Annotated in this window: 27 protein-coding genes; 17 read left to right on the top strand and 10 right to left on the bottom strand. The window is 68.6% G+C overall.

The annotated features are described in order from the left end of the window. Positions 1-41 precede the first annotated feature (41 nt). The 4 genes from AC3WOH_RS00930 to AC3WOH_RS00915 all read right to left on the bottom strand — a co-directional run bounded on the left by AC3WOH_RS00930 (position 42) and on the right by AC3WOH_RS00915 (position 4,194). Entirely contained in the window at positions 42-938 is an 897-nt protein-coding gene (locus tag AC3WOH_RS00930) for an RNA polymerase sigma-70 factor (protein ID WP_492227539.1), read from the bottom strand. Positions 939-1,015: 77 nt separating this feature from the next. Continuing rightward, complete coding sequence (locus AC3WOH_RS00925; protein WP_492227538.1) at positions 1,016-1,744, bottom strand: aldolase; 729 nt, start codon at positions 1,742-1,744, stop codon at positions 1,016-1,018. Between the two features lie 28 nt (positions 1,745-1,772). Beyond that, complete coding sequence (locus AC3WOH_RS00920) at positions 1,773-2,999, bottom strand: diaminopropionate ammonia-lyase (protein ID WP_492227537.1); 1,227 nt, start codon at positions 2,997-2,999, stop codon at positions 1,773-1,775. Positions 3,000-3,015: 16 nt separating this feature from the next. Then, positions 3,016-4,194, bottom strand: coding sequence for a M20 aminoacylase family protein (locus AC3WOH_RS00915; RefSeq protein ID WP_492227536.1), 1,179 nt, complete (start codon positions 4,192-4,194; stop codon positions 3,016-3,018). Between the two features lie 159 nt (positions 4,195-4,353). On the opposite strand from AC3WOH_RS00915, the gene AC3WOH_RS00910 reads away from it, so the two are divergent. Further along, on the top strand, positions 4,354-4,851 hold the full coding sequence (locus AC3WOH_RS00910) for an Lrp/AsnC family transcriptional regulator (protein ID WP_492227535.1): 498 nt from the start codon (positions 4,354-4,356) through the stop codon (positions 4,849-4,851). On the opposite strand, the gene AC3WOH_RS00905 is transcribed toward AC3WOH_RS00910, so the two are convergent. The 4 genes from AC3WOH_RS00905 to AC3WOH_RS00890 are packed head-to-tail and all read right to left on the bottom strand — an operon-like array spanning position 4,852 to position 6,809. Further along, a complete protein-coding gene (locus tag AC3WOH_RS00905) occupies positions 4,852-5,112 on the bottom strand; it encodes a YkgJ family cysteine cluster protein (RefSeq protein WP_492227534.1) in 261 nt (86 codons plus the stop codon). It lies immediately after the preceding gene. 27 nt (positions 5,113-5,139) lie between these two features. Beyond that, positions 5,140-5,727 (bottom strand): NADPH-dependent FMN reductase, encoded by a 588-nt coding sequence (locus AC3WOH_RS00900; protein ID WP_492227533.1) that lies wholly within the window; start codon positions 5,725-5,727, stop codon positions 5,140-5,142. A gap of 49 nt (positions 5,728-5,776) precedes the next feature. Then, positions 5,777-6,277, bottom strand: a complete 501-nt coding sequence (locus AC3WOH_RS00895; protein ID WP_492227532.1) for an anthrone oxygenase family protein — start codon at positions 6,275-6,277, stop codon at positions 5,777-5,779. 34 nt (positions 6,278-6,311) lie between these two features. Continuing rightward, entirely contained in the window at positions 6,312-6,809 is a 498-nt protein-coding gene (locus AC3WOH_RS00890; protein ID WP_492227531.1) for a Crp/Fnr family transcriptional regulator, read from the bottom strand. 269 nt (positions 6,810-7,078) lie between these two features. Between AC3WOH_RS00890 and mnmG the strand changes: the two genes are divergently transcribed. The 16 genes from mnmG (at position 7,079) to AC3WOH_RS00810 (ending at position 21,333) form a co-directional block, all read left to right on the top strand. After that, positions 7,079-9,052, top strand: a complete 1,974-nt coding sequence (gene mnmG, locus AC3WOH_RS00885) for a tRNA uridine-5-carboxymethylaminomethyl(34) synthesis enzyme MnmG (RefSeq protein WP_492227530.1) — start codon at positions 7,079-7,081, stop codon at positions 9,050-9,052. Next, the gene (locus tag AC3WOH_RS00880; protein ID WP_492227529.1) at positions 9,030-9,791 is read left to right on the top strand and encodes a hypothetical protein; all 762 of its coding nucleotides are present in this window, start codon (positions 9,030-9,032) and stop codon (positions 9,789-9,791) included. The genes mnmG and AC3WOH_RS00880 overlap by 23 nt, the downstream gene beginning before the upstream one ends. A 68-nt stretch (positions 9,792-9,859) precedes the next feature. Further along, positions 9,860-10,537, top strand: coding sequence for a 16S rRNA (guanine(527)-N(7))-methyltransferase RsmG (gene rsmG / locus AC3WOH_RS00875; RefSeq protein WP_492227528.1), 678 nt, complete (start codon positions 9,860-9,862; stop codon positions 10,535-10,537). A 99-nt stretch (positions 10,538-10,636) separates the two neighbouring features. After that, positions 10,637-11,251, top strand: coding sequence for a LysE family transporter (locus tag AC3WOH_RS00870; RefSeq protein WP_492227527.1), 615 nt, complete (start codon positions 10,637-10,639; stop codon positions 11,249-11,251). A gap of 17 nt (positions 11,252-11,268) precedes the next feature. Further along, entirely contained in the window at positions 11,269-12,069 is an 801-nt protein-coding gene (locus tag AC3WOH_RS00865) for a ParA family protein (protein WP_492227526.1), read from the top strand. A 35-nt stretch (positions 12,070-12,104) separates the two neighbouring features. Next, positions 12,105-12,677: an RBBP9/YdeN family alpha/beta hydrolase gene (locus AC3WOH_RS00860; protein WP_492227525.1), complete on the top strand. Its 573-nt coding sequence runs from the start codon at positions 12,105-12,107 to the stop codon at positions 12,675-12,677. Between the two features lie 12 nt (positions 12,678-12,689). After that, the gene (locus tag AC3WOH_RS00855; protein ID WP_492227524.1) at positions 12,690-12,986 is read left to right on the top strand and encodes a cupin domain-containing protein; all 297 of its coding nucleotides are present in this window, start codon (positions 12,690-12,692) and stop codon (positions 12,984-12,986) included. Between the two features lie 2 nt (positions 12,987-12,988). After that, on the top strand, positions 12,989-13,249 hold the full coding sequence (locus tag AC3WOH_RS00850) for a hypothetical protein (protein ID WP_492227523.1): 261 nt from the start codon (positions 12,989-12,991) through the stop codon (positions 13,247-13,249). Positions 13,250-13,263: 14 nt separating this feature from the next. Then, positions 13,264-14,181 (top strand): ParB/RepB/Spo0J family partition protein, encoded by a 918-nt coding sequence (locus AC3WOH_RS00845; protein ID WP_492227522.1) that lies wholly within the window; start codon positions 13,264-13,266, stop codon positions 14,179-14,181. A 205-nt stretch (positions 14,182-14,386) separates the two neighbouring features. Further along, positions 14,387-15,682 (top strand): hypothetical protein, encoded by a 1,296-nt coding sequence (locus AC3WOH_RS00840; RefSeq protein ID WP_492227521.1) that lies wholly within the window; start codon positions 14,387-14,389, stop codon positions 15,680-15,682. Between the two features lie 7 nt (positions 15,683-15,689). Beyond that, the gene (locus AC3WOH_RS00835) at positions 15,690-16,436 is read left to right on the top strand and encodes a class I SAM-dependent methyltransferase (protein WP_492227520.1); all 747 of its coding nucleotides are present in this window, start codon (positions 15,690-15,692) and stop codon (positions 16,434-16,436) included. Positions 16,437-16,757: 321 nt separating this feature from the next. Next, complete coding sequence (locus tag AC3WOH_RS00830) at positions 16,758-18,311, top strand: COG3014 family protein (RefSeq protein WP_492227519.1); 1,554 nt, start codon at positions 16,758-16,760, stop codon at positions 18,309-18,311. 32 nt (positions 18,312-18,343) lie between these two features. Then, positions 18,344-18,742 (top strand): YcfL family putative periplasmic lipoprotein, encoded by a 399-nt coding sequence (locus AC3WOH_RS00825; RefSeq protein ID WP_409961563.1) that lies wholly within the window; start codon positions 18,344-18,346, stop codon positions 18,740-18,742. A gap of 29 nt (positions 18,743-18,771) precedes the next feature. Beyond that, entirely contained in the window at positions 18,772-19,386 is a 615-nt protein-coding gene (gene lpoB, locus AC3WOH_RS00820; RefSeq protein WP_492227518.1) for a penicillin-binding protein activator LpoB, read from the top strand. A gap of 28 nt (positions 19,387-19,414) precedes the next feature. Further along, complete coding sequence (locus AC3WOH_RS00815; RefSeq protein WP_492227517.1) at positions 19,415-20,347, top strand: hypothetical protein; 933 nt, start codon at positions 19,415-19,417, stop codon at positions 20,345-20,347. A gap of 23 nt (positions 20,348-20,370) precedes the next feature. Continuing rightward, the gene (locus AC3WOH_RS00810; protein ID WP_492227516.1) at positions 20,371-21,333 is read left to right on the top strand and encodes an alpha/beta fold hydrolase; all 963 of its coding nucleotides are present in this window, start codon (positions 20,371-20,373) and stop codon (positions 21,331-21,333) included. A gap of 7 nt (positions 21,334-21,340) precedes the next feature. Here the strand turns inward: AC3WOH_RS00810 and AC3WOH_RS00805 are convergent, their stop codons facing one another. After that, the gene (locus AC3WOH_RS00805; protein WP_492227515.1) at positions 21,341-22,765 is read right to left on the bottom strand and encodes a hypothetical protein; all 1,425 of its coding nucleotides are present in this window, start codon (positions 22,763-22,765) and stop codon (positions 21,341-21,343) included. Positions 22,766-23,088: 323 nt separating this feature from the next. Continuing rightward, positions 23,089-23,721 carry a flavin reductase family protein gene (locus AC3WOH_RS00800; protein WP_492227514.1) on the bottom strand — a complete coding sequence of 211 codons (633 nt, stop codon included), beginning with the start codon at positions 23,719-23,721 and terminating at the stop codon, positions 23,089-23,091. Positions 23,722-23,765 lie beyond the last annotated feature (44 nt).

The raw sequence follows: 23,765 nt of genomic DNA, 5'->3' as shown, positions 1-23,765 counted from the left end.
CGCGGGCCTGTGCCGTTGTGACAGCCGCGCCCAAAAATTCTTCAATCCAGCGTGAGCGGGATGCCCTGCAGCTTGTCCGGGTTGCGGATCGCATAGATGGCGACGATGCGCTCGCCATCGGTGACGATGGCCTGGGCCGATTCGAGCCGGCCGTTGATGTAGCGCAGCAGGCCCGGCTCGCCATTGATGAGCACGGTGCGGTAGACCACCTGCTCGGCCATGCGCCGCCACTGCGCCCAGAACAGGTTGGCGATGCGGAAGGCGCCCACCAGCGGGTGCGGGAAGGACTGCACCTTGCCGCCCCCGTCACCGATCAGCAGGGCGTCTTCGGACAGCAGGGATTCGATGGCATTGCGCTGGCCGCTGTGGGCGGCCGCGATGAAGCGTTCGAGCAGCTGGTGGTGCACCTTGCGCGGCACCTCGAAGCGGGTGCGCGCCTGCTGCACGCGCTCGCTGGCGCGGTGCACCATCTGGCGGCAGCTGGCCTCGCTCTTGCCCAGCTGGGCGGCGATCTCGGGGTAGTCGTAGTCGAAGACCTGGCGCAGCAGGAAGGCGGCGCGTTCCTCGGGGCCCAGGCGTTCGAGCACGTAGAGGAAGGCGACCGAGAGCTCGCCGGCCAGTTCGGCGGCGGCTTCGGGCGTGCGTTCGTCAAGCGGCTCCACCAGCGGCTCGGGCAGCCACCAGCCGACATAGGCCTCGCGCTCGGCCTTGGCGGCGCGCAGCCGGTCGATGGCCAGGCGCGTGGTCACCGTGACCAGCCAGGCCTCGGCCGATTGCAGGGCCGCCGTGTCCGTGCCGCTCCAGCGCAGCCAGGCGTCCTGCACCACGTCCTCGGCGTCGGCGCGCACACCCAGCATGCGGTAGGCGATGCCGAACAGGCGCGGGCGCAGGGCGGCAAAGGTGTCGTCGACCGAAGTGGTGGGCGGGAGGGTGGTCATTGCAGGGCTCCAAGCATAGTCTGGTACCTACCAGACGCGCCAGGGGTCCGCCGTGTGACAGGCTGGCCGCAAAAAAATCAGAGCGTGCGGCGCAGTGCTTCGAAGAACAACTCGGATTGCAGGCGCTCACCCATGGACTGCTCGCTCACGTGCTGGGCGAGCGCGGCACTGGCCGGCGCCAAGGGGCGGCCGGTGGACTGGGCGAGCACCTGGGCCATGCAGGCGCGCTCCAGGTAGTAGAGGTCGTCGTAGGCGTAGTCGATGCGGTCGCCGCAGACGACCACGCCGTGGTTGCCCAGGAAGCCGATGTCCGCCGTGCGCAGCACGCCCGCGATGCGCTCGCCCTCGCGCACGTCGAGCGCGAAGCCGTTGTAGTTCGGGTCCACGGCCGTGCGGCCATGGAAGCGCATGGCATTCTGCGAGAGCGTGGTGTCGAGCGCGCGGTCGGTGGTCAGCGTGAGCGCCGTGGCGTAGGGCATGTGGGTGTGCAGCACGCAGGCCTTCTGGCACAGGCGGTGGATGGCGGCATGGATGAACATGGCCGTGGGTTCCACCGCGTGGCGGCCGGCCAGGCGCTGGCCCTGTTCGTCGATGAGCACGATGTCCTCGGCCTGCACCTCGCTCCACATCAGGCCGCGGGGGTTGAGCAGGAAGCGGCCGGAGCGGTCGGGCAGCTCCACGCTGAAATGGTTGCACACGCCTTCGGACAGGCCATGGTGGGCGGCGGCGCGCAGGGCCAGGGCAAGGTCTTCGCGCAACTGGCGCACGGAGGGCGAATCGAAGTCGAGAGGGGCGGTGTCGTTCATCGGGGTTCCTGGGGTCACGGGTGGATTGTCACGTGTGCAATGGGCGTGCCATCCATTCAGCCTGGGCCTGCAGCACGCTGGCCGGGCTGCGGCCGGTGATGGCTTCGTAGACGCCCGGGGCGGTGGCGCCTTCGGTGCTGATGAGCAGCACACGCGAGTCTGCACCCAGGCCGGCCTGGGCGGCCTGCACCGGGTCGGCCATGAGGGCGGCCAGCCCGGCCAGGCCCGCGGCGCCCGATTCGCCGCTGAGCACGGGCACATCGCCCGCCGCACCGCCGGCCAGGGTGCGCATGGCCGCTTCGGCCTGGGCGTCGCCCACGGTCATGAAATGGTCCACGGCAGGCTGCAGGAATCGCCAGGCCAGGGGCGAGGTCTCGCCGCAGGCCAGGCCTGCCATCACCGAATCCACACTGCCCGTGGCGCGGCTCGCGCGGCCGGCGATGGCGCTTTGCAGCAGGCAGTCGGCCTGCTCGGGTTCCACTGCGATGAAGGTGGGGCGCTGCGCGCCGTAGCGCTCCCACAGGGGCGCCACGACACCGGCAGCCAGGCCGCCCACACCGCCCTGGAGCATGACGTGGGTGAAGGGGCAGGGATTGCCGGGCATCTGTTCCAGCAGTTCGTCGACCAGGATGCCGTAGCCCTGCATGACGTCGCGCGGAATGTCCTCGTAGCCCTCGTACGAGGTGTCGGAGACCACCCACCAGCCATGGGCGCGGGCCAGGCGCTCGGCCTCCTGCACGGAGTCGTCGTAGGTGCCGGTGATGCGCACGACCTCGGCGCCCAGGTCGCGGATGGGCTGCTCGCGCTCGGCGCTGACATGGGCATGCAGCACGATGACGCAGCGGCAGCCCATGCTCTGCGCGGCGGCGGCCAGTGCGCGGCCGTGGTTGCCATCGGTGGCGCTGATGGCGGTGAAGCCGGCCAGTGCATCGGCATGCCGGCCCGCGAGCAGGTCGGCCGGGGCCCATCCTGCCTCGGGCCATTGGCGCAGCACCAGGCGCAGCAGGGCCACGGGCGCGCCCAGCACCTTGAAGCTGGCCAGGGGCGAGCGCGTGGACTCGTCCTTGAGGTACAGCCCGCCCAGGCCGAGCTGGCGTGCCAGGTGGGGCAGGGCGTGCAGCGGTGTGCTGCCGCGGCGCAGCTGGTTCCAGCCGGCCAGCCACTGGCGGCTTTCGCGGGCGGTGGCGAGGTTCATCACCTGCTGCAGGGCGGGATCGTAGGGGCGGCGTGTGGCCGCAGGGTTGGTGAACAGCATGGGTGGTTTTCCGGGCTCAGGCGTTGTTGACAGGCAGGCGCAGGCGCGCGAGCTCGGCGAAGTAGCGCGCGCCCACGGGCAGCACAGCGTCGTTGAAGTCGTAGGCGGCGTTGTGCAGCGGCACGCCGCCGGGCGTGCCTGCCTCGCCGTTGCCGATGAACATGAAGGCGCCAGGGACCACCTGCAGGAAGGCGCCGAAGTCCTCGGAGATCATCATGGGCGTGACGTTCGTGTCCAGCCGCTCGGCGCCGATCACGGCCTGTGCCGCGGTCACCGCCACCTCCACGCAGGCCGGCCAGTTCACGGTGGGGGCGAACTCGTGGGTGTAGGTAAAGCGGCAGCTGGCGCCATGGGCGGCGCAGATGCCTTCGCAGAGCTCGCGCATGCGCTTTGCGAGCAGGGCCTGGACGTCGGGCGAGTAGCTGCGCGTATCGCCCTTGATCGTGACATGGGTGGGCAGGGCATTGCGGATGCCGTCGGTGGTGAATTCGGTGCAGGAGACCACGGCGGGCTGGCTCGGGTCGACCGAGCGGGCCACCACGGTCTGCAGCGCGAGCACGATCTCGGCACCGATGACCAGCGGATCGATGGCCATGTGCGGGCGCGCCGCGTGGCCGCCGCGGCCGGTGATCTCGATCACGAAGTTGTCCTCGCTGGCCATGATGCCGCCGCTGCGGATGGCCATGTGGCCGGCCGGCATGCCCGGGATGTTGTGTGCGCCGTAGATCTCGTCGACCGGGAAGCGCTGGAACAGGCCGTCGGCCATCATCGCTGCCGCCCCCTTGCCGTGTTCCTCGGCGGGCTGGAAGATGAAGCGCACCGTGCCGTCGAAGTCGCGCCGCTCGGCCAGCAATTGCGCCGCGCCCAGCACGATGGCCATGTGGCCATCGTGCCCGCAGGCGTGCATGCAGCCCGCGTTCTGCGAGGCATGTCCGCGGCCCGGGGCCGATTCGCCCATGGCCAGCGCGTCCATGTCGGCACGCAGGCCGATGCTGCGCGCGCTGTTGCCCACCGTGAGGCTGGCCACCACGCCCGTGCCGCCGATGCCGCGGTGCACATCGAGGCCCAGGGCCGCCAGGTGCCGGGCCACGTAGTCGGCGGTGTCCACCTCGTTGAAGCCGGTCTCGGGGTGGCGGTGCAGGTGGTGGCGCCAGCGCACGAGCTGCTGGTCGAAGTCGGGTGGGGTGGTGGTCATGGCGGAGGGGTTCCTGGGTGTAGGAGGTTTCCTGCACATTGTTGCGGCGCCTTTACGGTTGAATTCACCGCAATCCGGCGTTCAATGAGTGCCATGTCTCAAAATCGGGAGCAATGTGATGCATTTGTCCCGCGATTGTTTGGTACCTTGAAGCCTGCCATGAACCTCGACCGCCTGGACATCCAGATCCTCAACCTGCTGCAGGACGATGCGTCCCAGCCCCTGCGGGTGCTGGCCCGCAAGGTCAACAGCTCACCCGCAACCTGCCAGCGGCGCATCGCCATCCTGCGCGCGGCGGGCATCCTGCTCAAGCAGGTCGGGGTGGTGAACCGGCAGCGGGTGGGGCGGCCGCTCACGGTCTTCGTGTCGGTGGAGCTGGACAAGCAGAACGATGCGCTGCTGCGCAACTTCGAGGCCAAGATGGCGGCGCAGGACGATGTGATGGCCTGCTACGAGGTATCGGGCGAGTTCGACTTTCTGCTGATCATCAACTCGGCATCGATGGAGCGCTACCACGCGTTCACGCGCGAGGTGTTCTCGTCGAACAACAACGTGCGCAACTTCAAGAGCACCTTCGCGATGAACTGCTCCAAGTTCGAGACGCGCGTGGCGCTGGATGTGCCGCCCGAAGCCGACAAGGATGACGACGAGGACTGATCAGGCCGCAGGCCGGGTGAGGTCTTCCAGCCGGGTCAGGAAGGCCATGGCCTCGTGCGTGCTGCCCGCGCACATCTCGGCCGAGGGCTGCAGGCCGCTGCAGACAGCGGGGCGCTCGGGGTGCCCAAAAATAAGGCAGCGTGCATCGTCTGCGAGCTGGATGCAGCGCACGCCCGCCGGCTTGCCTTGGGGCATGCCAGGGATGGGCGAACTGATGGAGGGGGCGGTGCAGCAGGCACCGCAGCCCGATCTGCACTGCATGGTTTGCTATCTATTCAATAGCTGAAATCAGGCATTCAACCTGGCGGAGGCCCAGAGCACCTGGTCGACCACGGCGCGCACACGCTCGTTGTGCACCGGTTGTACCAGCGCGCCCGTTTCGTTGAAGGCCGTGCTGGCCTGGCCCAGGGCAAAGGCCTTGGGAGCCAGCCAGCATTCGAGGTTGACCAGCAGCGGGGCCAGGTGGCTTTGCGAGCGCAGGCCGCCCAGGCCGCCGTTGGAGGCGCTGAGCATGCCGACCACCTTGCCGCGGAAGGGCTTGGTGCCGTCCTGCCATTCGGCGCTGCCGGCGACAGGGCTCGAGGCCCAGTCGATGGTGTTCTTGAGCAGGGCGGTGTAGCTGCCGTTGTACTCGGGCGAGCAGATGATCCAGGCCGGGTGCTCCCACAGCACCTGCTTGAGGCGCACCACGTCGGCCGGCGTGCCCCGGGCTTCGAGGTCGGCGTTGTACATGGGGATGTCGTAGTCCGACAGCTCCAGCAGCGTGACATCGGCCCCCGCATCGCGTGCGATGGCGGCGGTCGCCTGGGCCAGGCGGCGGTTGAAGGACTGCTGGCGCGTGCTGCCGGCGAAGACGAGGAGGGAGTTCTTGTGCATGGTGCTGCATTGGAGCACAGGCACCGGGCAGGATTCCTGCAAGCGAGGGTTATCTCGGCGTGCGCGATGGCGCCAGCCGCCACACCAGGGTGGCCAGGGCCAGCACAAAGGCCGCGAGGCTGAGCAGGGCGCGCCACAGGTTGGCAGCATTCCACTGCGCCCGCACTTGCGCCCAGTCCTGTGGCACCGCCCTCGGATCCCAGGCCTCGGTGGTGGCATTGAGCGGCAGGTTGACCTGCTGGGTGAAGACGATGATGCCCAGTGCGTAGGCCAGCATCACCGTGGCCAGGGTCAGCCACCAACCCTCGCGGCGCCGGGTCCAGTCCATTCCCAAGGCCAGCGCGCACCACAAGGGCGGGCCGAAGAACAGTGCGAAGAACAGGGCATGGCGCACATTGCGGTTGAGGGCGGACTGCACGGTGGTATAGGTCGCGCCGTCCATCTGCAGCATGGCCAGGTTCACATTGCCGCTGTAGGTGCCGAAGAAGCCGGCCATGAGACCGAGCCAGACGACGGCGAGGAAATGGGGTGCGATGGCGAGAGCAGGCATGCGCCCACTGTGCCTGCGGCGGCGGATTGGCGCCTTAACCTTTGATAAGTCCCATCTCGCTGCGCAGGCGGGAGAGCGTGACATCGGTGATGCCGAGGTAGGACGCCAGGTGCCGCAGCGCAATGCGATCCGGCCAGTCGGGGTGTTGGGCCAGCAACCGGGTGTAGCGCTCGCGCGCGCTCAACTGCAGGAACTCCTGCTCGCGCTGCATCTTGCCGTCGAGCAGGGCGCACAGCACCCGGTGTTCGAGTGCGGCCCAGGGCGCCCAGCCGTCGGTGGGCGCTGATGCGCCCCAGGCGGGCAAGGGCAGGGCCCATAGCCGGCTGTCTTCCAATGGTTCCACGTGGAACATCGCGGGCTGCTGCCGCAGGCTGGGGGTGATGGGCCAGCACAGGGCACCGTCGAGAAAGAAGTTCTTGTTGGCCTCGGCCCCCTCGCGATCCACCAGGTACAGGCGCAGGGCGCCATGCTCCACCCACCACAGGTGGTGCCAGGTTTCCCCGGCACGCAGCAGGGGTTGGCCTTTGACCAAATGGACCGACCTGGCGCTGGCCCACCACGACGCCACCGGTAAGGGCGGATCGCCCACCAGTCGGGTAAGGAAGTGGGTCAGAGGGCTGTGGGCAGACACGGTGGGCGCAAAGTGGGAAAATCCCGGGTTGCCCGCCGGGGCAGGGTGCAGGGTTGCGCCCATGCGCCCGGGCGGGGCCGGTATGCATGGCGCACCCAGGCAGGGGCTGCCGCCAAGGCGTCGTACCGGGACTTTTGATTATCGGGCCCGACAGGCCCCGGAGCGCTCCCATGTTGTACCCCCAGGAATTTGATGTGATCGTCGTCGGCGGAGGCCATGCCGGCACCGAGGCCGCGCTGGCCGCTGCCCGCATGGGCAGCAAGACGCTGCTGCTCACGCACAACATCGAGACGCTGGGGCAGATGAGCTGCAACCCCAGCATCGGCGGCATCGGCAAGGGCCACTTGGTCAAGGAGGTCGATGCGCTGGGTGGGGCCATGGCCCTGGCCACGGACGAGGGCGGCATCCAGTTCCGCATCCTCAACAGCTCCAAGGGGCCGGCCGTGCGCGCCACGCGGGCCCAGGCCGACCGCATTCTGTACAAGGCCGCCATCCGCCGCATGCTGGAGAACCAACCCAACCTGTGGCTGTTCCAGCAGGCGGTGGACGACCTGATGGTGGAGGGCGACCGCGTGGTGGGTGCCGTCACCCAGGTCGGTATCCGCTTCCGTTCGCGTACCGTGGTGCTGACGGCGGGCACCTTCCTGGACGGCAAGATCCACGTGGGCCTGAACAACTACTCCGCCGGCCGGGCAGGGGACCCGCCGGCCGTGTCGCTGTCGGCACGCCTCAAGGAACTCAAGCTGCCCCAGGGCCGCCTGAAGACCGGCACGCCGCCGCGCCTGGACGGGCGCAGCATTGACTTCTCCAAGTGCACAGAGCAGCCCGGCGATGGCATGCCCGGTGGCGTGAACGAAGGGGCGGTGCCGGTGTTCAGCTTCATGGGCAATGCGGCCATGCACCCGCAGCAGATGCCTTGCTGGGTCACGCACACCAACGAGCGCACGCACGACATCATCCGCAGCGGCTTCGACCGCAGCCCCATGTTTACGGGCAAGATCGAGGGCGTGGGCCCGCGCTACTGCCCGAGCGTGGAAGACAAGATCAACCGCTTTGCCGACAAGGACAGCCACCAGATCTTCCTGGAACCCGAAGGGCTGACCACGCACGAGTTCTACCCCAATGGCATCAGCACCAGCCTGCCCTTCGACATCCAGTACGAGCTGGTGCGCAGCATGCCGGGGCTGGAGAACGCGCACATCCTGCGCCCGGGCTATGCGATCGAGTACGACTATTTCGACCCGCGCTCGCTCAAGAGCAGCTTCGAGACGCGCCAGATCGAGGGCCTGTTCTTCGCGGGCCAGATCAACGGCACGACGGGTTACGAGGAGGCCGCGGCCCAGGGCCTGTTCGCCGGCATCAATGCCGCGCTGCAGTGCCGGGGCGATGCGCCCTGGCTGCCCGCGCGCGGCGAAGCCTACCTGGGCGTGCTGGTGGATGACTTGATCACCAAGGGCGTGAACGAGCCCTACCGCATGTTCACCAGCCGGGCCGAGTTCCGCCTGCAGTTGCGCGAAGACAACGCCGACCTGCGCCTGACCGAAATGGGTCGCCAGATGGGCCTGGTGGACGATGCGCGTTGGGATGCCTTCAGCCGCAAACGCGATGCGGTTTCACGTGAAACAGAACGCCTCAAGGCCACCTGGGTGAACCCGCGCAACCTGCCTGCGAGTGAATCCGAGCGCGTGCTGGGCAAGAGCATCGAGCACGAATACAACCTGTTCGAGCTGCTGCGTCGGCCTGACGTGGCCTATGCATCCCTGGTCGGCATGGATGGCGGCAAGTACGCCTCGGCCGAGGTTTCACGTGAAACCCTGGGCGATCTGGCCGAATCCGTGGTCGAGCAGCTGGAGATCGCGGCCAAGTATTCGGGCTACATCGATCGCCAGAAGGACGAAGTGGAGCGCGCCGCCCACTACGAAAACCTCAAGCTGCCCGAGGACCTGGACTACATGCAGGTGGCCGCGCTGTCCATCGAGGCACGCCAGATCCTGAGCCGCCACCGGCCCGAGACCCTGGGCCTGGCATCGCGCATTTCGGGCATCACGCCCGCGACCATCTCCCTGCTCATGGTGCACCTCAAGAAGGGCGCCTTCCGTTCCATCCCCGGTGCCCGCGCCCATGCCGAAGCGCCCGCGCACTGAAGCGGCCTCAGGCCGGCGGGGCCGGGCGGCCCGCAGGGATCGCCAGCGCGGCGAGTTGTTGATGGTGCGCACCGTGGCGGTGGTGGCCGTGCTGCTGCTGTTGCTCGGCATTCCCCTGTGGATGAAGCACGAGCGGGACAAGCGCACCGAAGGCCAGGCACGCAAGGAAAGCCCGGCACCGGCGGCCAAGCCTCCGGCTGCCAAGGCGGCGGCGCCCGCAGCGGCACAGGCCAGCGCACCGGCAGTGACAGGCGGCATGGGCCATGGACTGACCTTCGCACTGCTGGCAGACGATGCCAAGCTGCCCGCCGAGGTGGCGCGCCTGGGTTGCGCGGGCGAACCCCGCGCAACGGACCGGCCGCTCAAAGACGACCACCCCTGCAACCACCAGCAGGGTGATACCTCGTGCCGCGTGGTCCTGCCGGTGCTGTGCATCCAGCCGGGCTCGGCGGCCAAACCCGTGGGTGGCACCGACGGCAGCTACGCCGGCTGGACGGGTGGGCAACTCGCGCCCACCCAACCCGTGATGGGCGCCATCCTGACCTCTGCCGCGCAGGCATCGGCCCGCTGCGAGAAGGAACTGGGCAGCGGCTGGCGCATGGCCGACGTGAAGGATGGCCTGGACAGCGGCAGCATCACTGGCCTGCGCACCACCAACACCACCCTGGGCCAGGGCACCCGTTACTGGGTACAGACCAGGGAGCAGCCCGCCAACTGCTGGAACAGCAGCGGCTCCTGAGGCCGCCCGCGCCATGGTTCCACGTGAAACCATGGCCCTGCCCACCGAACAATGGAAATGCGATACCCATGAACACCCCCTCCGCCACCACGCAGGCGTTCCGCCCCACGCTGCTCTCTGCTGCGGAGCAATTGGGCGTGGCGCTCACCGATGCCCAGGCCGATGCCCTGCTGTGCTACCTGGACCTGATCCAGAAATGGACCAAGGTCTACAACCTCACGGCCGTGCGCGATCCCAAGGAGATGCTGACCCACCACCTGCTCGACAGCCTGGCGGCAATTCCCCCGCTGCGCCGCGCGCTTGCCCAACTGGACCTGCCGGCAGGGCAGGGTGCTCGCCTGCTGGATGTGGGGGCCGGGGCCGGTCTCCCCGGTGTGGTGATCGCCATCTGCTGTCCTGAAGTCGATGTGAGCTGCGTGGACACCGTGGCCAAGAAGGCGGCTTTCATCCAGCAGGTGGCGGTGTCGCTCAAGCTGCCCAAGCTGCGCGGCGTGCACGCCCGGGTCGAAAACCTGGAAGGCCCCTTCGACGTGGTGACCAGCCGGGCCTTTGCCTCGCTGGTGGATTTCACCACCTGGTCGCACCAGGCCCTGGGTCCGCAGAGCGTGTGGCTGGCCATGAAGGGCAAGCACCCGGCCGAGGAAATTGCGGCCTTGCCGACCAGCGTGCAGGTGTTCCACGTGGAACCATTGGCGGTGCCGGGGCTGGATGCGGAGCGTTGCATCGTCTGGATGCGCCCGGCCTGACCGGGCATTCGGCAAAAAAGCCCATGCCTCCTGCGTGGGTCGCGTAAACTTCCCCGCTCACCGGCTGGATTCGCGGCAGGCTCTTCCCAGGGGATTCTCATGTTTGGCATTGCAGATTACGGCGCCTTTGTGGCCGCCATCGTGTTGTTCCTGGCGATTCCCGGTCCGGGCAATCTGGCGCTCATCACCTCCACCAGCAAGGGCGGCATCCGCGGCGGACTGGCCGCCACCCTGGGCGTGATCGCTGGCGACCAGGTGCTGATGTGGGCGGCGGTGGCCGGCGTGGCCGCCTTGCTGTCCACCTACCCGGCGGCTTTCCACGCCGTGCAGTGGCTCGGTGCCGCCTACCTGGCCTGGCTGGGCTTCAAGATGCTCACGGCCAAGCCCGGTGCCCAGCCCATCCTGAACATCCAGCCGCGCCACTACTTCAAGCAGGCCGGCCTGATCACGCTGCTCAACCCCAAGGCCATCGTGTTCTACATGGCCTTCTTTCCGCTGTTCGTCGATCCGGCGCGCCATCAGGGCCTGCTGACCTTCGGCGTCATGGCGGCCACGGTGGCGGCCTTGACCTTTGCCTACGGCCTCATCGCCGTGCTGCTCACCCACCACCTGGCGGAGCGCATGCGCGCCAACCCCACCATCGGCCGCGTGCTCGAAAAAGTCGCTGGCGTGTTCCTGATCGGCTTCGGCATCAAGCTGGCCATTTCGAAGTAAACGAGGCACCCAACCCCATGGCCCAGATCTTTTGCATTGCCAACCAGAAGGGCGGCGTCGGCAAGACCACCACCACCGTCAACCTCGCCGCAGGCCTGGCCAAGATCGGCCAGCGCGTGCTCATGGTCGACCTGGACCCGCAGGGCAATGCCACCATGGGCTCGAACCTGGACAAGCGCAAGCTCGACCTCACGGTGTACGACGTGCTGCTCGAATCCGCCTCGGTGCGCGAAGCGGCCGTGCTGAGCGAGAACTGTGGCTACCATGTGCTGGGCGCCAACCGCGAACTGGCCGGTGCCGAGGTGGAGCTCGTGACGCTCGAACACCGCGAAAAGCGCCTCAAGGCCGCGCTCGCCGCGGCCGATGCGGACTACGACTTCGTGCTCATCGACTGCCCGCCTTCGCTGTCCATGCTCACCCTCAACGGCCTGTGCTCGGCCCATGGCGTGATCGTGCCCATGCAGTGCGAGTACTTCGCGCTCGAAGGGCTGACCGACCTGGTCAACACCATCAAGCAGGTGCATGCCAACCTCAACCCCGACCTGCAGATCATCGGCCTGCTGCGCGTGATGTTCGATCCGCGCATCACCCTGCAGCAGCAGGTGAGCGAGCAGCTCAAGGACCATTTCGGCGACAAGGTGTTCAACACCGTGATCCCGCGCAATGTGCGCCTGGCCGAGGCGCCGAGCTACGGCCTGCCCGGCGTGGTGTTCGACCCGCTGGCCAAGGGCAGCCAGGCCTTCATCGAGTTCGCCCAGGAGATGGTCGAGCGCGTGCAGACCATGAAGGCCCTGGGCCGCAAGCCCGCCGTGGTCTGACCGGGCAGGGCACCGATTGCTATCAAATTCATAGTATGAGTCCATCCCCCGACACCGTGCTGGTGCTGCCTGGCTGGCAGAGCTCCGGCCCCGAACACTGGCAGAGCCGCTGGGAGGCGCTGCACGGCTTTCACCGCGTGGAGCAGCACGACTGGATGCGCCCGCTGCGCGGCGACTGGACCGCGCGGCTGGAGGAAAGCATCATCGACGCCCCTGGCCCCGTGGTGCTGGTGGCGCACAGCCTGGGCTGCATCCTCACCGCCTGGTGGGCTGCGCATTCGTCCAACACGCACCGCGTGAAGGGGGCGCTGCTCGTGGCCCCCGGCGACGTGGAGCGCGAGGACATTGCAGGCTACCTGCCCGGCTGGTCGCCCATTGCGCGCCAGGCGCTGCCGTTCCCCGCCGTGCTGGTGGGCAGCCGCAACGACCCCTACTGCAGCTTCGAGCGCGCCGAGGCCATGGCCGGTGCCTGGGGGGCACGCTTCATCGACTACGGCGCACGCGGCCACATCAATGCCGAGTCCGGCCTGGCAGACTGGTCCGAAGGCCTGGCCCTGCTGGCCGGCCTGCGTGCGCCCGCGGCACCGTCGACTCCCTCCCTTTCCTGACCGGCTGCTGCCATGTCCAAAACCAATCTCCTGGAGACGGCGCGCACGTTTCCCAAAGCCTGGTCGTCCCGCGTCGTCGGCCGGGCCGCCAATGCCAACGTCAAGGTGCTGCGCATGGACGACGGCGCCTACCCCGACGAGTCGCACGACTTCGACGAGGCCCTGATCGTGGTCGAGGGCTGCATGCGCCTGGATCTGCAGGGCCAGGTCACAGAGGTGCAGGCCGGCGAAGTCTTCATCGTGCCTGCGGGCGTGCCCCATGCGGTGGCGCCGGGCAGCCATGGCACGCTGGTGATCATCGACCAGTGATGATGTCCTGGTTCTCCAACGCCTCTTCAGCGCCCCGCCAGTCCTGGACACAGCGGCTGGGCTACGAGCTGGGCGGGATGCTGGAACTGCTCGCCGGTGTGGCAAGCCTGGCCGGAGTTCCCCTGGCCGTGATGCTGGGCAAGCTGTTCCTGGCAGCCGTATTGGCGGCCCTGGTACTGGGCATAGGCCTGCGGTTTGCCCGGCGGCGCAGACTGCCTGGCCGCGTGCGTGCTGCGGCCCCTCTCGAATCTCTCAAAAAATAAGCAATCAATTCACCATGGTCACCAAAAAACCCAAGGGCCTCGGACGCGGCCTCGAAGCCCTGCTCGGCCCCAAGGTCAGCGAAGCCACCGAGAAGGCCCAGGCTGTCGAAGCGGGTCTGCCCAGCACCTTGCCGCTGACCGAGATGGTGCCCGGCATGTACCAGCCGCGCACGCGCATGGACGAGGGCGCGCTCTATGAGCTGGCCGAGAGCATCAAGGCCCAGGGCATCATGCAGCCCATCCTGGTGCGCCGCCTGGCCGATGGCGAGAACGCCGGCAAGTACGAAATCATTGCCGGCGAGCGGCGCTTCCGTGCGGCGCGCCTGGCGGGCCTGGACCAGGTGCCGGTGCTGGTGCGCGATGTGCCCAACGAGGCCGCGGCCGCCATGGCGCTGATCGAGAACATCCAGCGCGAGGACCTGAACCCGCTCGAAGAGGCGCATGGCCTGCAGCGCCTGATCCGCGAGTTCGGGCTCACGCACGAGCTGGCGGCGCAGGCCGTGGGCCGCTCGCGCAGCGCCGCGAGCAACCTGCTGCGCCTGTTGAACCTGGCCGAGCCGGTGCAGACCATGCTCATGGCGGGCGATTTGGACATGGGCCACGCGCGCGCGCTGCTGTCGCTGGAGCGGGCCGCGCAGATCACGGCCGGCAACCAGATCGCGGCCAAGAAGATGTCGGTGCGCGAGGCCGAGGCCCTGGTCAAGAAGATCGGCGCCGAGTTCAGCCTGGTGCCGCAAAAGCCCAAGAAGGAAAAGTCGCGCGACCTGCGCCGCGTCGAGGAAGAACTGTCCGACCTGCTCATGGCCGAGGTCGAGGTGCGCGTGAAAAAGCGCGTCAAGCGGGGCGGCAAGGTGGAAGACATGGGCGAACTGGCCATCCAGTTCGGCTCCATCGAGGAACTCAACGGCCTGATCGAGCGCCTGCGCGGCTGAGAACAGGCGCTGCCGGCCCTGTGCGGGACGCCATGGCAGCGGTGCCTGCAGGGATGTGCACACGGGGCTGGAAGCCACGTGACAAAGTGCACACAATTGGGTTGCAGGGCCTGGCACGCGTGTGTTGCAGCGCGCCATGCAGACCTACACTGCGCTCCATTCCATCCCGGGGCACCCGCACCGGGGGAGTTTTCCGGAGAGCCCCATGTCCCGCGCACGCCGTCTGTCCCTGCATCCGATCGCCCTGGCCACCGGGCTGTGCCTGGTGGGCATGGCCGCGTCGGCACAGACGCCTGCGGCCAAGCCTGCCAAGACCCAGCTGTGGATCGACGTCTCCACCGGCTCCATGGCCGGCATGCCGGAGATGGACACGATGCCCCTGGGGGGCCTGATGGGCGGCAACCGCACGCCGGGCATGGGCAGCAACACCGCCTACGGCCAGGCGCGCGCCATGTCCATCATGCCGCCGCGTGTGATCGACATCGCACTGCACAACAGCCTGCGCCCCGGCGTCGAAGCCAGCCAGGCGATCCCGGCCGGCATGCGCATGGGCGATGCGCTGCCGCTGCTGCCACCCGCCGTGCAGCCCGCCCAGCGCGAGCCTGGCGAAGTGCCGCAGGAATACCAGCAGCACCAGCCCAAGGGCCGCATCCTGGTCTACTGGGGCTGCGGCACCACGGTGCGTGCCGGCCAGCCCCGCGTGATCGACCTGGCACGTGCCAAGGCCGCGGACTATGGCCAGGCCTTTGCCGGGCGTGCCGTGCCCGACCGCGCGCCGCGCGTGGGCCCGGCCCATGCGCTGTTCCCGAACGAGCGCAACCAGCGCACCCTGTCGCGTGACAGCTCCCTTGTGGGCGAGCACCGCGTGACGGGCGAGGGCGTTCCCGCCTCGATGAAATTCACGCTCGGTGCCGCCCAGGACCTGATGCCCGCCATCGACCTGCGCACCAGCGGCAAGCCGCAGGACAGCATGCTCGCCAGCTGGCAGCCGGTGCGCGGTGCCCAGGCCTACTACCTGCACGCCATGGCACAGGACGGCGACGACCTGGTGATGTGGTCCAGCGCCGAGGCGCCCGACACCGGCATGGGCCTGTTCGACTACCTGCCCCCCGCCACCCAGGAGCGCTGGCTCAAGGAGCGCGTGCTGCTGCAGCCCGACGCCACGCAATGCGCCATTCCGCAGGGCATCTTTGCCGCCGCTGGGCGCGAGACCAGCCCCATGCTGCGCATGATGGCCTATGGTGGCGAGAGCCACATCGTGCACCCGCCGCGCCCCGCCGACCCCAAGGCCGCCTGGAACCCCGAATGGTCCGTGCGCGTGCGCGCCAAGTCGCACACCATGGCCATGCTGGGCGAGGACATGGCACGCAGTGGCCGGGGCGGCTCGGCCGCCGCCGCCGACATGGCCGCCGGCGAAGCCGCTGCGCCGCCGCAGTCGGCCAGTGAGGGCCTGATCCCCGCCAATCCCGTCAACCTCTTGCGCGGCCTGTTTGGCCGTTGATGCTGCCATGCCACTGCGCCTCCTGCCCTGGCCCCTTCCCGCGCTGCTCGCGTGGGCGGGTGCCTGGCTGCTGTACCTCAGCCTGCTGCGTGCCGTGCCACCCGTGGCGGCGCTGGTCGCGGCCAGCCTGCTGGGTACGGCGGCCAGTGTCCTGGGGGCCAGCTGGTGGCGGCGCGGGCTGATTGCGCTGGGCTTCCCGCTGTCGCTGGCGCTCACCGGCATGGCCAGCCTGCCGGCCTGGGCCTGGCTGGTGCCGCTGGCGCTGCTGCTGCTGGTGTACCCGCTCAATGCCTGGCGCGATGCACCACTGTTCCCGACCCCACACCACGCGCTGCAGGCGCTCGCCGTGCAGGCGCCGCTGGCGCAGGGGGCACGCGTGCTCGATGCCGGCTGCGGCGTAGGCGACGGGCTCATCGCCCTGCGCCATGCCTACCCCCATGCCCGCCTGGAGGGGCTGGAGTGGAGCTGGCCGCTGCGCCTGGCCTGCGCACTGCGCTGCCCCTGGGCCCAGGTGCGCCGCGGTGACATGTGGGCTGCCGACTGGAGCGGCTACCAGATGGTCTACCTGTTCCAGCGCCCCGAAAGCATGGCCCGCGCCGCGGCCAAGGCCCAGGCCGAGATGGCGGCTGGCAGCTGGCTGGTGAGCCTGGAGTTCGCCGTGCCCGACCTGCTGCCCAGCGCCCAGCTGCGCGTGCCCGGCGGCCGCGTGGTGTGGCTCTACCGCCTGCCGCTGCTGCTGGAAAAGGGGGGCTGAAATGCACCGCAACAACTGTTTTTCCAGGCCCCTGGCGGTTACAGAAAAGATACATCCTTTTGCTACATTGCGCCCTGGCTACCAACCACACAAGAACCTAGAAATTCAAAGCCACAGGGGGCTTGCAGCAGCAGCAGCGAGGACCAGCGCCAGGAGGGAGCGCTCGGGCCTGCACAGCCTTCCTTGTCCGGTCGACATCCTCCCTCGCCAGCGGCATGCCGCGTGCGGCACCTCTTCGGGTGCCCGCCGCAGCATTTCCGTGGCAGGGCGCGTCGCCGGGGGTTTTCTGGTGAGCACCCGATCCATTTGCAAGGAGTATCCATGACATCCCAACCCCAATTCCGTCCCCGCCTGCTGTGGGCGCTGGCGCTGAGCGCGGCCCTCACGGGCTGCGCGACGATGCAGAGCCACGACAAGCTGGCCAGCGACGTGCAGGGCGCCGGCCGCGCCGGCGGCATTCCCGCCGCCATCGCGCAGCTCGAATCCACGGCCAAGAGCGAGGATGAGAAGACCGCGCTGCTGTTCAACATGGAGCGCGGCGAGCTGCTGCGCATGGACCGCCGCTACGTGGACAGCACGAATGCCTTCCTGCTGGCCGACATCAAGGTCAAGGAATGGGAAGACACGGCCAAGAGCAACCCGCAAAAGCTCATGGGCACCGTGGGCGCGGCACTGATCAGCGAGCGCCTGAAGGCCTATGAAGGCCAGGACTACGAGAAGGTCTGGCTGACCACGCGCCTGGCGCTCAACCGCGTGGCCGTGGGCGACGTCGAGAACGCCCGTGTGGACATCAAGCGCACGCACGAACGCGAGGCCATCATCGCCGAGTTCCGTTCCAAGGAAACCCTGGCGGCCGAGCAGGAAGCCAAGTCCAAGGGTGCCAGCGCAGGCGGCAAGGAGCTCAACGGCTACCCCGTCGAGACCTTCAACGACCCCGAGGTGCTGGCCCTGAAGAACGGCTACCAGAACGCGCTGAGCCACTACCTGGCCGGCTTCCTGTACGAGATGCTCAACGAGCCCGGCCTGGCAGCGCCCGGCTACCGCAAGGCCATCGAGCTCAAGCCCGAGACTGGCGTGCTCGAAGAAGGCCTGCGCGGCCTGGACAGCCGCACCAGCTTCACCTGGAAGCGCCGCCAGCGCATGACCGACGTGCTGTTCGTGGTCGAGGCCGGCGACGCCCCCGCGCGCAAGCCCCGTGCCTTCACGCTGCCGGTGCCCGTGGGCAGCCGCTGGACCACAGTGAGCGTGTCCTACCCCGTGATCGAGCCCTCGCGCGACGCGCCGCTGACCAACCTGTCGGCTGCGGGCACCGATTTCAAGCTCGAGAAGGTGGTCGACGTGAACGTGATGGCACGCCGCGCCCTCAAGGACGAAATGCCCGGCATGGTGCTGCGCGGCTTCACGCGCGCCGTCGCCAAGGGCGTGATGCAGGACCAACTGCAGAAGAAGGGCGGTCTCTTGGGCGGCATCGTGGGTGCCGTGGCGGCTTCGGCCACCGAGCAGGCCGATGACCGCATGTGGCGCATGCTGCCCGGCCGCGTCTACGTGGCCCGCGGCTACCTGCCGCCCGGTGAGCACACCGTGACCATCAACGGCCGCGCGCTGCCCCAGCCCGTGAAGGTCGATGGCCAGTACGCCTTGGTGCCCCTGCGCCTGTACGAGAACAGCGTGCTCATGGGCGACGTGGCCTCGGTCGGCCAGCTGGCGGCCGCGGCTTCCACGGCGGCGGTGGCGCCTGCGCCCGTCAACGTGCCCGCCGCGTCGACCACGTCGGTCTCCACCACCACGACGACCAAGACCACCACCACGACCACCAACCGCACGCGGCCTGCGGCCAAGCCCGCGCAAGCGCCCGTGACCCCGGCCAAGAACTGAACCGACGACTGTTTCCCCAAGGAGTTTGATCCATGACTATCCGCACCCACCTGACCGCCATCGGCGTTGCCCTGATGGCACTGACCGGCGCAGCGGCGCACGCCCAGCTGCATGACCCGGCCACCCCGATCGCTGTGGCCTCCAAGGTGGCACTGCGCGGCGAGGCCAACAACATCGCCGTGCGCGAGATGCGCATCGTGCGCACCAACGACATCCTGGTGGTGCAGGCCGACATGGCCAACATGGGCCGCACCGACCGCACCGTGTTCTACCGCTTCAAGTGGGTGGACCAGGTGGGCAACCAGGTGGGTGACGGCGAGTCGTGGAAGCAGATGAGCGTGCTCGGCCTGGGCCAGCAGACCGTCAAGAGCGTAGCCCCCACCAGCGCCGCAGTCGACCTGCGCCTGGAAATGAACGTAGAACCGCGCTGAGCACTTCAGCGCCGACCGGAGAACCCACCATGCAACGCAATACCATCCAGCGCAGTGCGCTCGTCCTGGCCTTCGCGGCCAGCACCCTGGCCCTCTCGGCCTGCCAGAACCTGTCCTCGCCCACCGTGCGCTTCGACCGCCAGGTCAACTACGGCGACGCCAAGGCCGTGGAACTGGTGACCAACGAGTTCGGCTCCACCGACCTGCAGATGATCGCCGAGAAGATGACCGGCGGCCTGCTCGAAACCGGCATCTTCCAGGGCCGCCCCACGGTGACCATCTCCACCGTGAAGAACAAGACCAGCGAGTACATCGACACCACCAACGTGATGAACTCGATCCAGACCGCGCTGGTCAAGTCCGGCAAGGTGCGCTTCGTGCGCTCCATCAACGAGATGCAGCAGGGCGTGGACGAGCTGCAGCGCCAGAACCAGAGCGGCCTGTACAAGCAGGGCACGACCGCCAAGGTCGGCCAGATGACGGCCGCCAAGTACACCATGGAAGGCGAGCTGACCAGCATCGTCAAGCAGAGCAACACCACCAAGGACGTGTACTACAAGTTCACGCTCAAGCTGTTCGACGTGCAGGAAGGCACCGTGGAATGGCAGGACGAGAAGGAAATCCGCAAGACCAGCAAGCGCTGATCGGCCGCGGCACTGAAAGGACTTCACCATGCAACGCAGAACCACCCTGGCGGCCGCACTCTCCGTGCTGGCCCTGACCCTCGGCACGGGCGCCCAAGCGCAAAATGCTGCCCCCAAGATCGCCGTGACCGACCTGGCCTATGCCCAGCAGGTTTCGGAATACTTCGTGGCCGGCGCCTACCAGCGCAGCGCCCAGATGAGCGCCGGCGGCAGCCACAGCCACGGCATGTACGGCGGCTCGGGCAGCCACTCCATGCAGGCCTCGGAGCAGGCCAGCGGCACCTTCGTGGCCGGCCGCTACAGCTACATCGAGCAGCGCGAGCTCGGCGGCTACACCAACGACATCAAGGGCGCGCTGCTGCAGGGCACCTACTTCCGCCTGGTGCAGGGCAAGGGCTTCGATGCCGGCAAGCCGCAGAACAGCAAGGCCGAGCAGGTGCTCAACCAGGTGCAGACCGGCAAGATGGCTGCACCCCAGGCGCAGAACCAGGTGGCCAACGTGATCGCGCGCATCAAGAAGGGCGAGTTCGCCGGTGCCGACTACGTGCTCTTCGGCGTGGTCTCCAGCATCAACTTCACCGATGCGCTCTCGCCCCTGCAGGGCACGACCAGCGCCACGCGCCAGTACGGCCTGCAGCTGTTGGCCGACTTCTCGCTGATCAACACCCGCACCTATGAGATCAAGGCCGCCTTCTCCGCACAGGGCGAAGGCAACGACACCAAGATCCTGTCCAACCGCGGCGACATCGCCCCGCCCAACCGCGCCAAGGTGATGAGCGAGACCTCGCGCAGCCTGGCAGGCAGCGTGTACGAACAGCTGGCCACCCAGCTGGGCTACACCGACGCCCACCTGGCGCGCGGCGTGCGCCCGGCCGCTCCGCCGCCACCGCCCGTGGTCTACCAGGGCGGCGGCCAGCCCATGCCGGCACCGCAGGCCGACCAGGTGCTGATCCTCAAGTGAGTCGTGCCCCTCGCGCAGCGTGGATGGCCCGCGCCATCCCGACCCGCGCCCTCAAGGCCAGCCTGGTGCTGGCCTTTTTTGTGGGCGGCTGCGCCGCAGCGCCCGAGCCAGAGTCACCGGCCACCACCGCCTTTGCGTCCTACCCCTTGCCCGGGGCGGGCGGGGCCAGCGTGCAGGCCCTGCAGCGCCCCGCGCGCACCGCACCGCTGCGTTACCGCGTGATCGTGGTGCCGGGCTCGGGCTGTGCCGGCATGGGGCCGCTGGCCGACCGCTATTTCGCCGGCCTGCTGCATGCCGAGGTGCTGGTGCTGCACAAGCCCGGCGTCGATCCCGCGGCCCGCACGGCAGCAGGCGCCTGCCCCGCCGAATTCGTGCAGGCCGACCGCCTCTCGGCCTGGCGCGAGCATGCACGGGCCGCGCTGCAGGCCGATGCCCGCCAGCGCCAGGCGCAGGGCTTGCCCGCCATGCCCCAGGTCCTGGTGGGCATCTCCGAAGGGGCCGAACTGCTGCCTGCGCTGGCGCCCGAGGTGCCGGGCCTGGCGGGCCTGGTGCTGCTGTCGGGAAGTGGCCTGGACCCGCGCGAGGCCGGCGCCCTGCAGGCGCAGCGCCTGGGCGTGGCGGCCGACTGGGAGGCCCTGGGCCGCCAGCAGACCGGCAGCCTGCCCGACAGTGCGGTGGTGCAGGGCCGCAGCCTGGGCTACTGGCGCGACCTGTGGCACTGGCCGCTGGCCCGGCCCTTGCGCGAAGGGCCATGGCCCGTGCTGCAGGTCTGGGGCGCGAACGATGCCTTGGTGCCTGTGGAGGCTTTCCGCCGCGGGGCGGGCCAGGCCCAGGGCCGCCAGGCGCCCTGGTGTGCGCGTGAACTGCCCGGTGCCGACCACGGTCTGCAAAGCCCCGGGCGCGACGGCGTGCAGCAGCTCTGGGCGTGGCTGGAGCAGTGGGGCAGGGCGCCGCGGCAGGGCCTGTGTGCGCCGCTCTCCCGTTGAAAGGGCCTCAGGGGACCGTGTAGATCAGCTGGAACTTGCCGTTGTTCAGCATGTCTGCCAGGCTGGTGCCGTAACCCAGGAAGAACTGCGTGCCGCGCAGGCTGCTCACATTGACCAGTTCCAGAATGGGTACGGTCTGCGTAGCGCTCAGCGTGCCCTGCCAGGCCGGCGCTGGGGTCGAGGCGCCGTTGAACAGCGTCCAGCCCTGTGGCGTCAGCACCGCCACGCCCACGTTGGGTACCACGGCCACGACATAGACCACGCCGCCCTGGCCCACATCGCCCGATGCGGGCTGCACGCGCCCGGTCAGGCGCAGCGACTGCACCGTGCCCTCGGTCGTGCCCGAAAAGCTGGCCGGCGTCAGCGGCCCGCCGCCGGGCGCGGGCGGCACGCGCGCGCTGTCGGCGCTGAAGCCCACGCGCGTGGTGATGGGCGACAGGTCCACGGCCTCGAAGGCCGTGTGCGGCACGGTCTGCACCTGGGTGATGGTGGCGCTTTGCCACAGCCGGCTCGGGTCGCCCGTGATGTACATGTCGGAGCCGCCGTCGGCGATGTACATGCCGTAGCGCTTGAGCGCGTTGAGGATGGCCTTGGCCTGCGCCGTGTAGTTGTCGGGCACGGGGTAGTCGGCGCGCAGGCGGAACAGCTGGCCCATGGGCGGCTTGGCGGCCGAGGCATCGCCATTGCGCGTGAGGTGGCGCGCGGGCCAGGTGTAGCTCGTGCGGATCTTGCTGCTCTGGATGGTGAAGCGCAGCGCGTGCTGGATCTCTCCGGTGCTGGCCTCGTCGGCGCGCAGCAGCAGCGGGAAGATCGGGAAGCCCGCCGCGTCGGACGAGGTCCAGCCTGCAGGCCGCAGCGCGTTGGAGCGCAGGTCGAATGCCGCGCTGCTGTAGATGTCCCAGCCGCCGTCGGCGCGGGCATAGCTCAGGTAGCTTTCCCACAGCGTGCAGGTGTCGGTGTCCACGCTGAGGATGTGGTGGTCGTTGTAGATGGCCTTGTTGCTGCTGATGCCGCCCTCCACCTTGGGCTGCAGCGGGAAGGGCAGGCGCGCAGGGCTGGTCAGGCCCGTGCAGGGCCGCGCCAGGCTGCCGTCGGCGCGTGCGCAATCGCTTTCATCGGGGGCACCGTCGGCATCGAAATAGACCGCAGGCCAGGTGATCTTGCTGCCCTGCACCACGTTGTACGGAATACCCCAGTACTCGGTGCTGGCCATGTCCTCGCTCTGGCCCAGGTCCAGGTGCAGGCGCCGGCTGCCGGTGCTGATGGTCTGCAAAAAGGCCGCCGACTGCGGGTGCACCGGCAGCTGGTCGATGCGGGTGTTGAACACATGGTCGGCCGGCAGCACGGGGCAGGGCCCGATGGTGGGCGCGGCTACGGCGGCGGTGGCGAGCAGCGCCAGCGAGGCCAGCAGGGCAAGGTGGGGGCGGGGCATGGTGGGTCTCCTGGGTACTCGCCAGGATGCTGCCACGCCTTGTTACAGCGCGGCGCGCTCAGTTGTAACTGCCAGCAACCAGCAACCAGCAACCAGCAACCAGCAACCAGCAACCAGCAACCAGCAACCAGCAACTGCAGCTTCTATTGGGCCTCGCATTTTGGCCGCTGACCTGCCCATGTCTGGTGAAGGCGAGAACTGGCACGCTCAAGGCCAGTGCTCCCGCGCAAGGGCCGCCCCGCCGCGCTGGGAGCGTCCCCCTCCCGACTCGCGCAGCGAGTCGAGAGAGGGGTGAAGGCGCGAAGCGACTCAGGGGGTGTGGGCTACCTCGGCCTGTACATCTTGAACAGCTGTTCCGGGCCGACCGTGAAATAGTCGGCCGGGCCTCCTGCGCGCAGGATGTGGCCCGCCGCGGCTGTGTCGTAAATCCCGTCCTTGAGCAGCGCCTTGTCGATGTGGATGGCCACCACCTCGCCCAGCACCAGCCAGGTCGGCACCTCTGCCCCATCGGCGCCCTGCAGCTGCAGGATCTGGGTGCGCCGGCATTCGAAGGTGACGGGGCTTTCCGCCACGCGCGGCGGCGCCACCTGGGTGCTGGCCAGCGGCGTGAGGCTGGCCAGCTCGAATTCGTTGACCTCGGGCGGCACGGCCGCGCAGCTCTGGTTCATGGCCTCGGCCAGGCTGCGCGTGGCCAGGTTCCACACGAACTCGCCGGTCTCCTCGACATTGCGCACCGTGTCCTTGTAGCCGATGCTCGCAAAGCCCACGATGGGCGGCACATAGTTGAAGGCGTTGAAGAAGCTGTAGGGCGCCAGATTGAGCGCACCCGCAGCGCTCTGCGTCGAGATCCAGCCGATGGGGCGCGGCCCGACGATGGCGTTGAACGGGTCGTGCGGCAGGCCATGGCCGTTGCGCGGCTGGTAGCTGTGGATCAGGGTGGGGTCGGGTGTGGCCATGGGGGAGGGCGGTGGTTCGTTCAGTCCAGCCGCCACCATACGTG

This window comes from Acidovorax sp. FW305-C-20-28, assembly GCF_058783375.1.
Note: the sequence above shows the minus strand (reverse complement) of the source record. Positions and strands in the feature narration are given on the sequence as shown.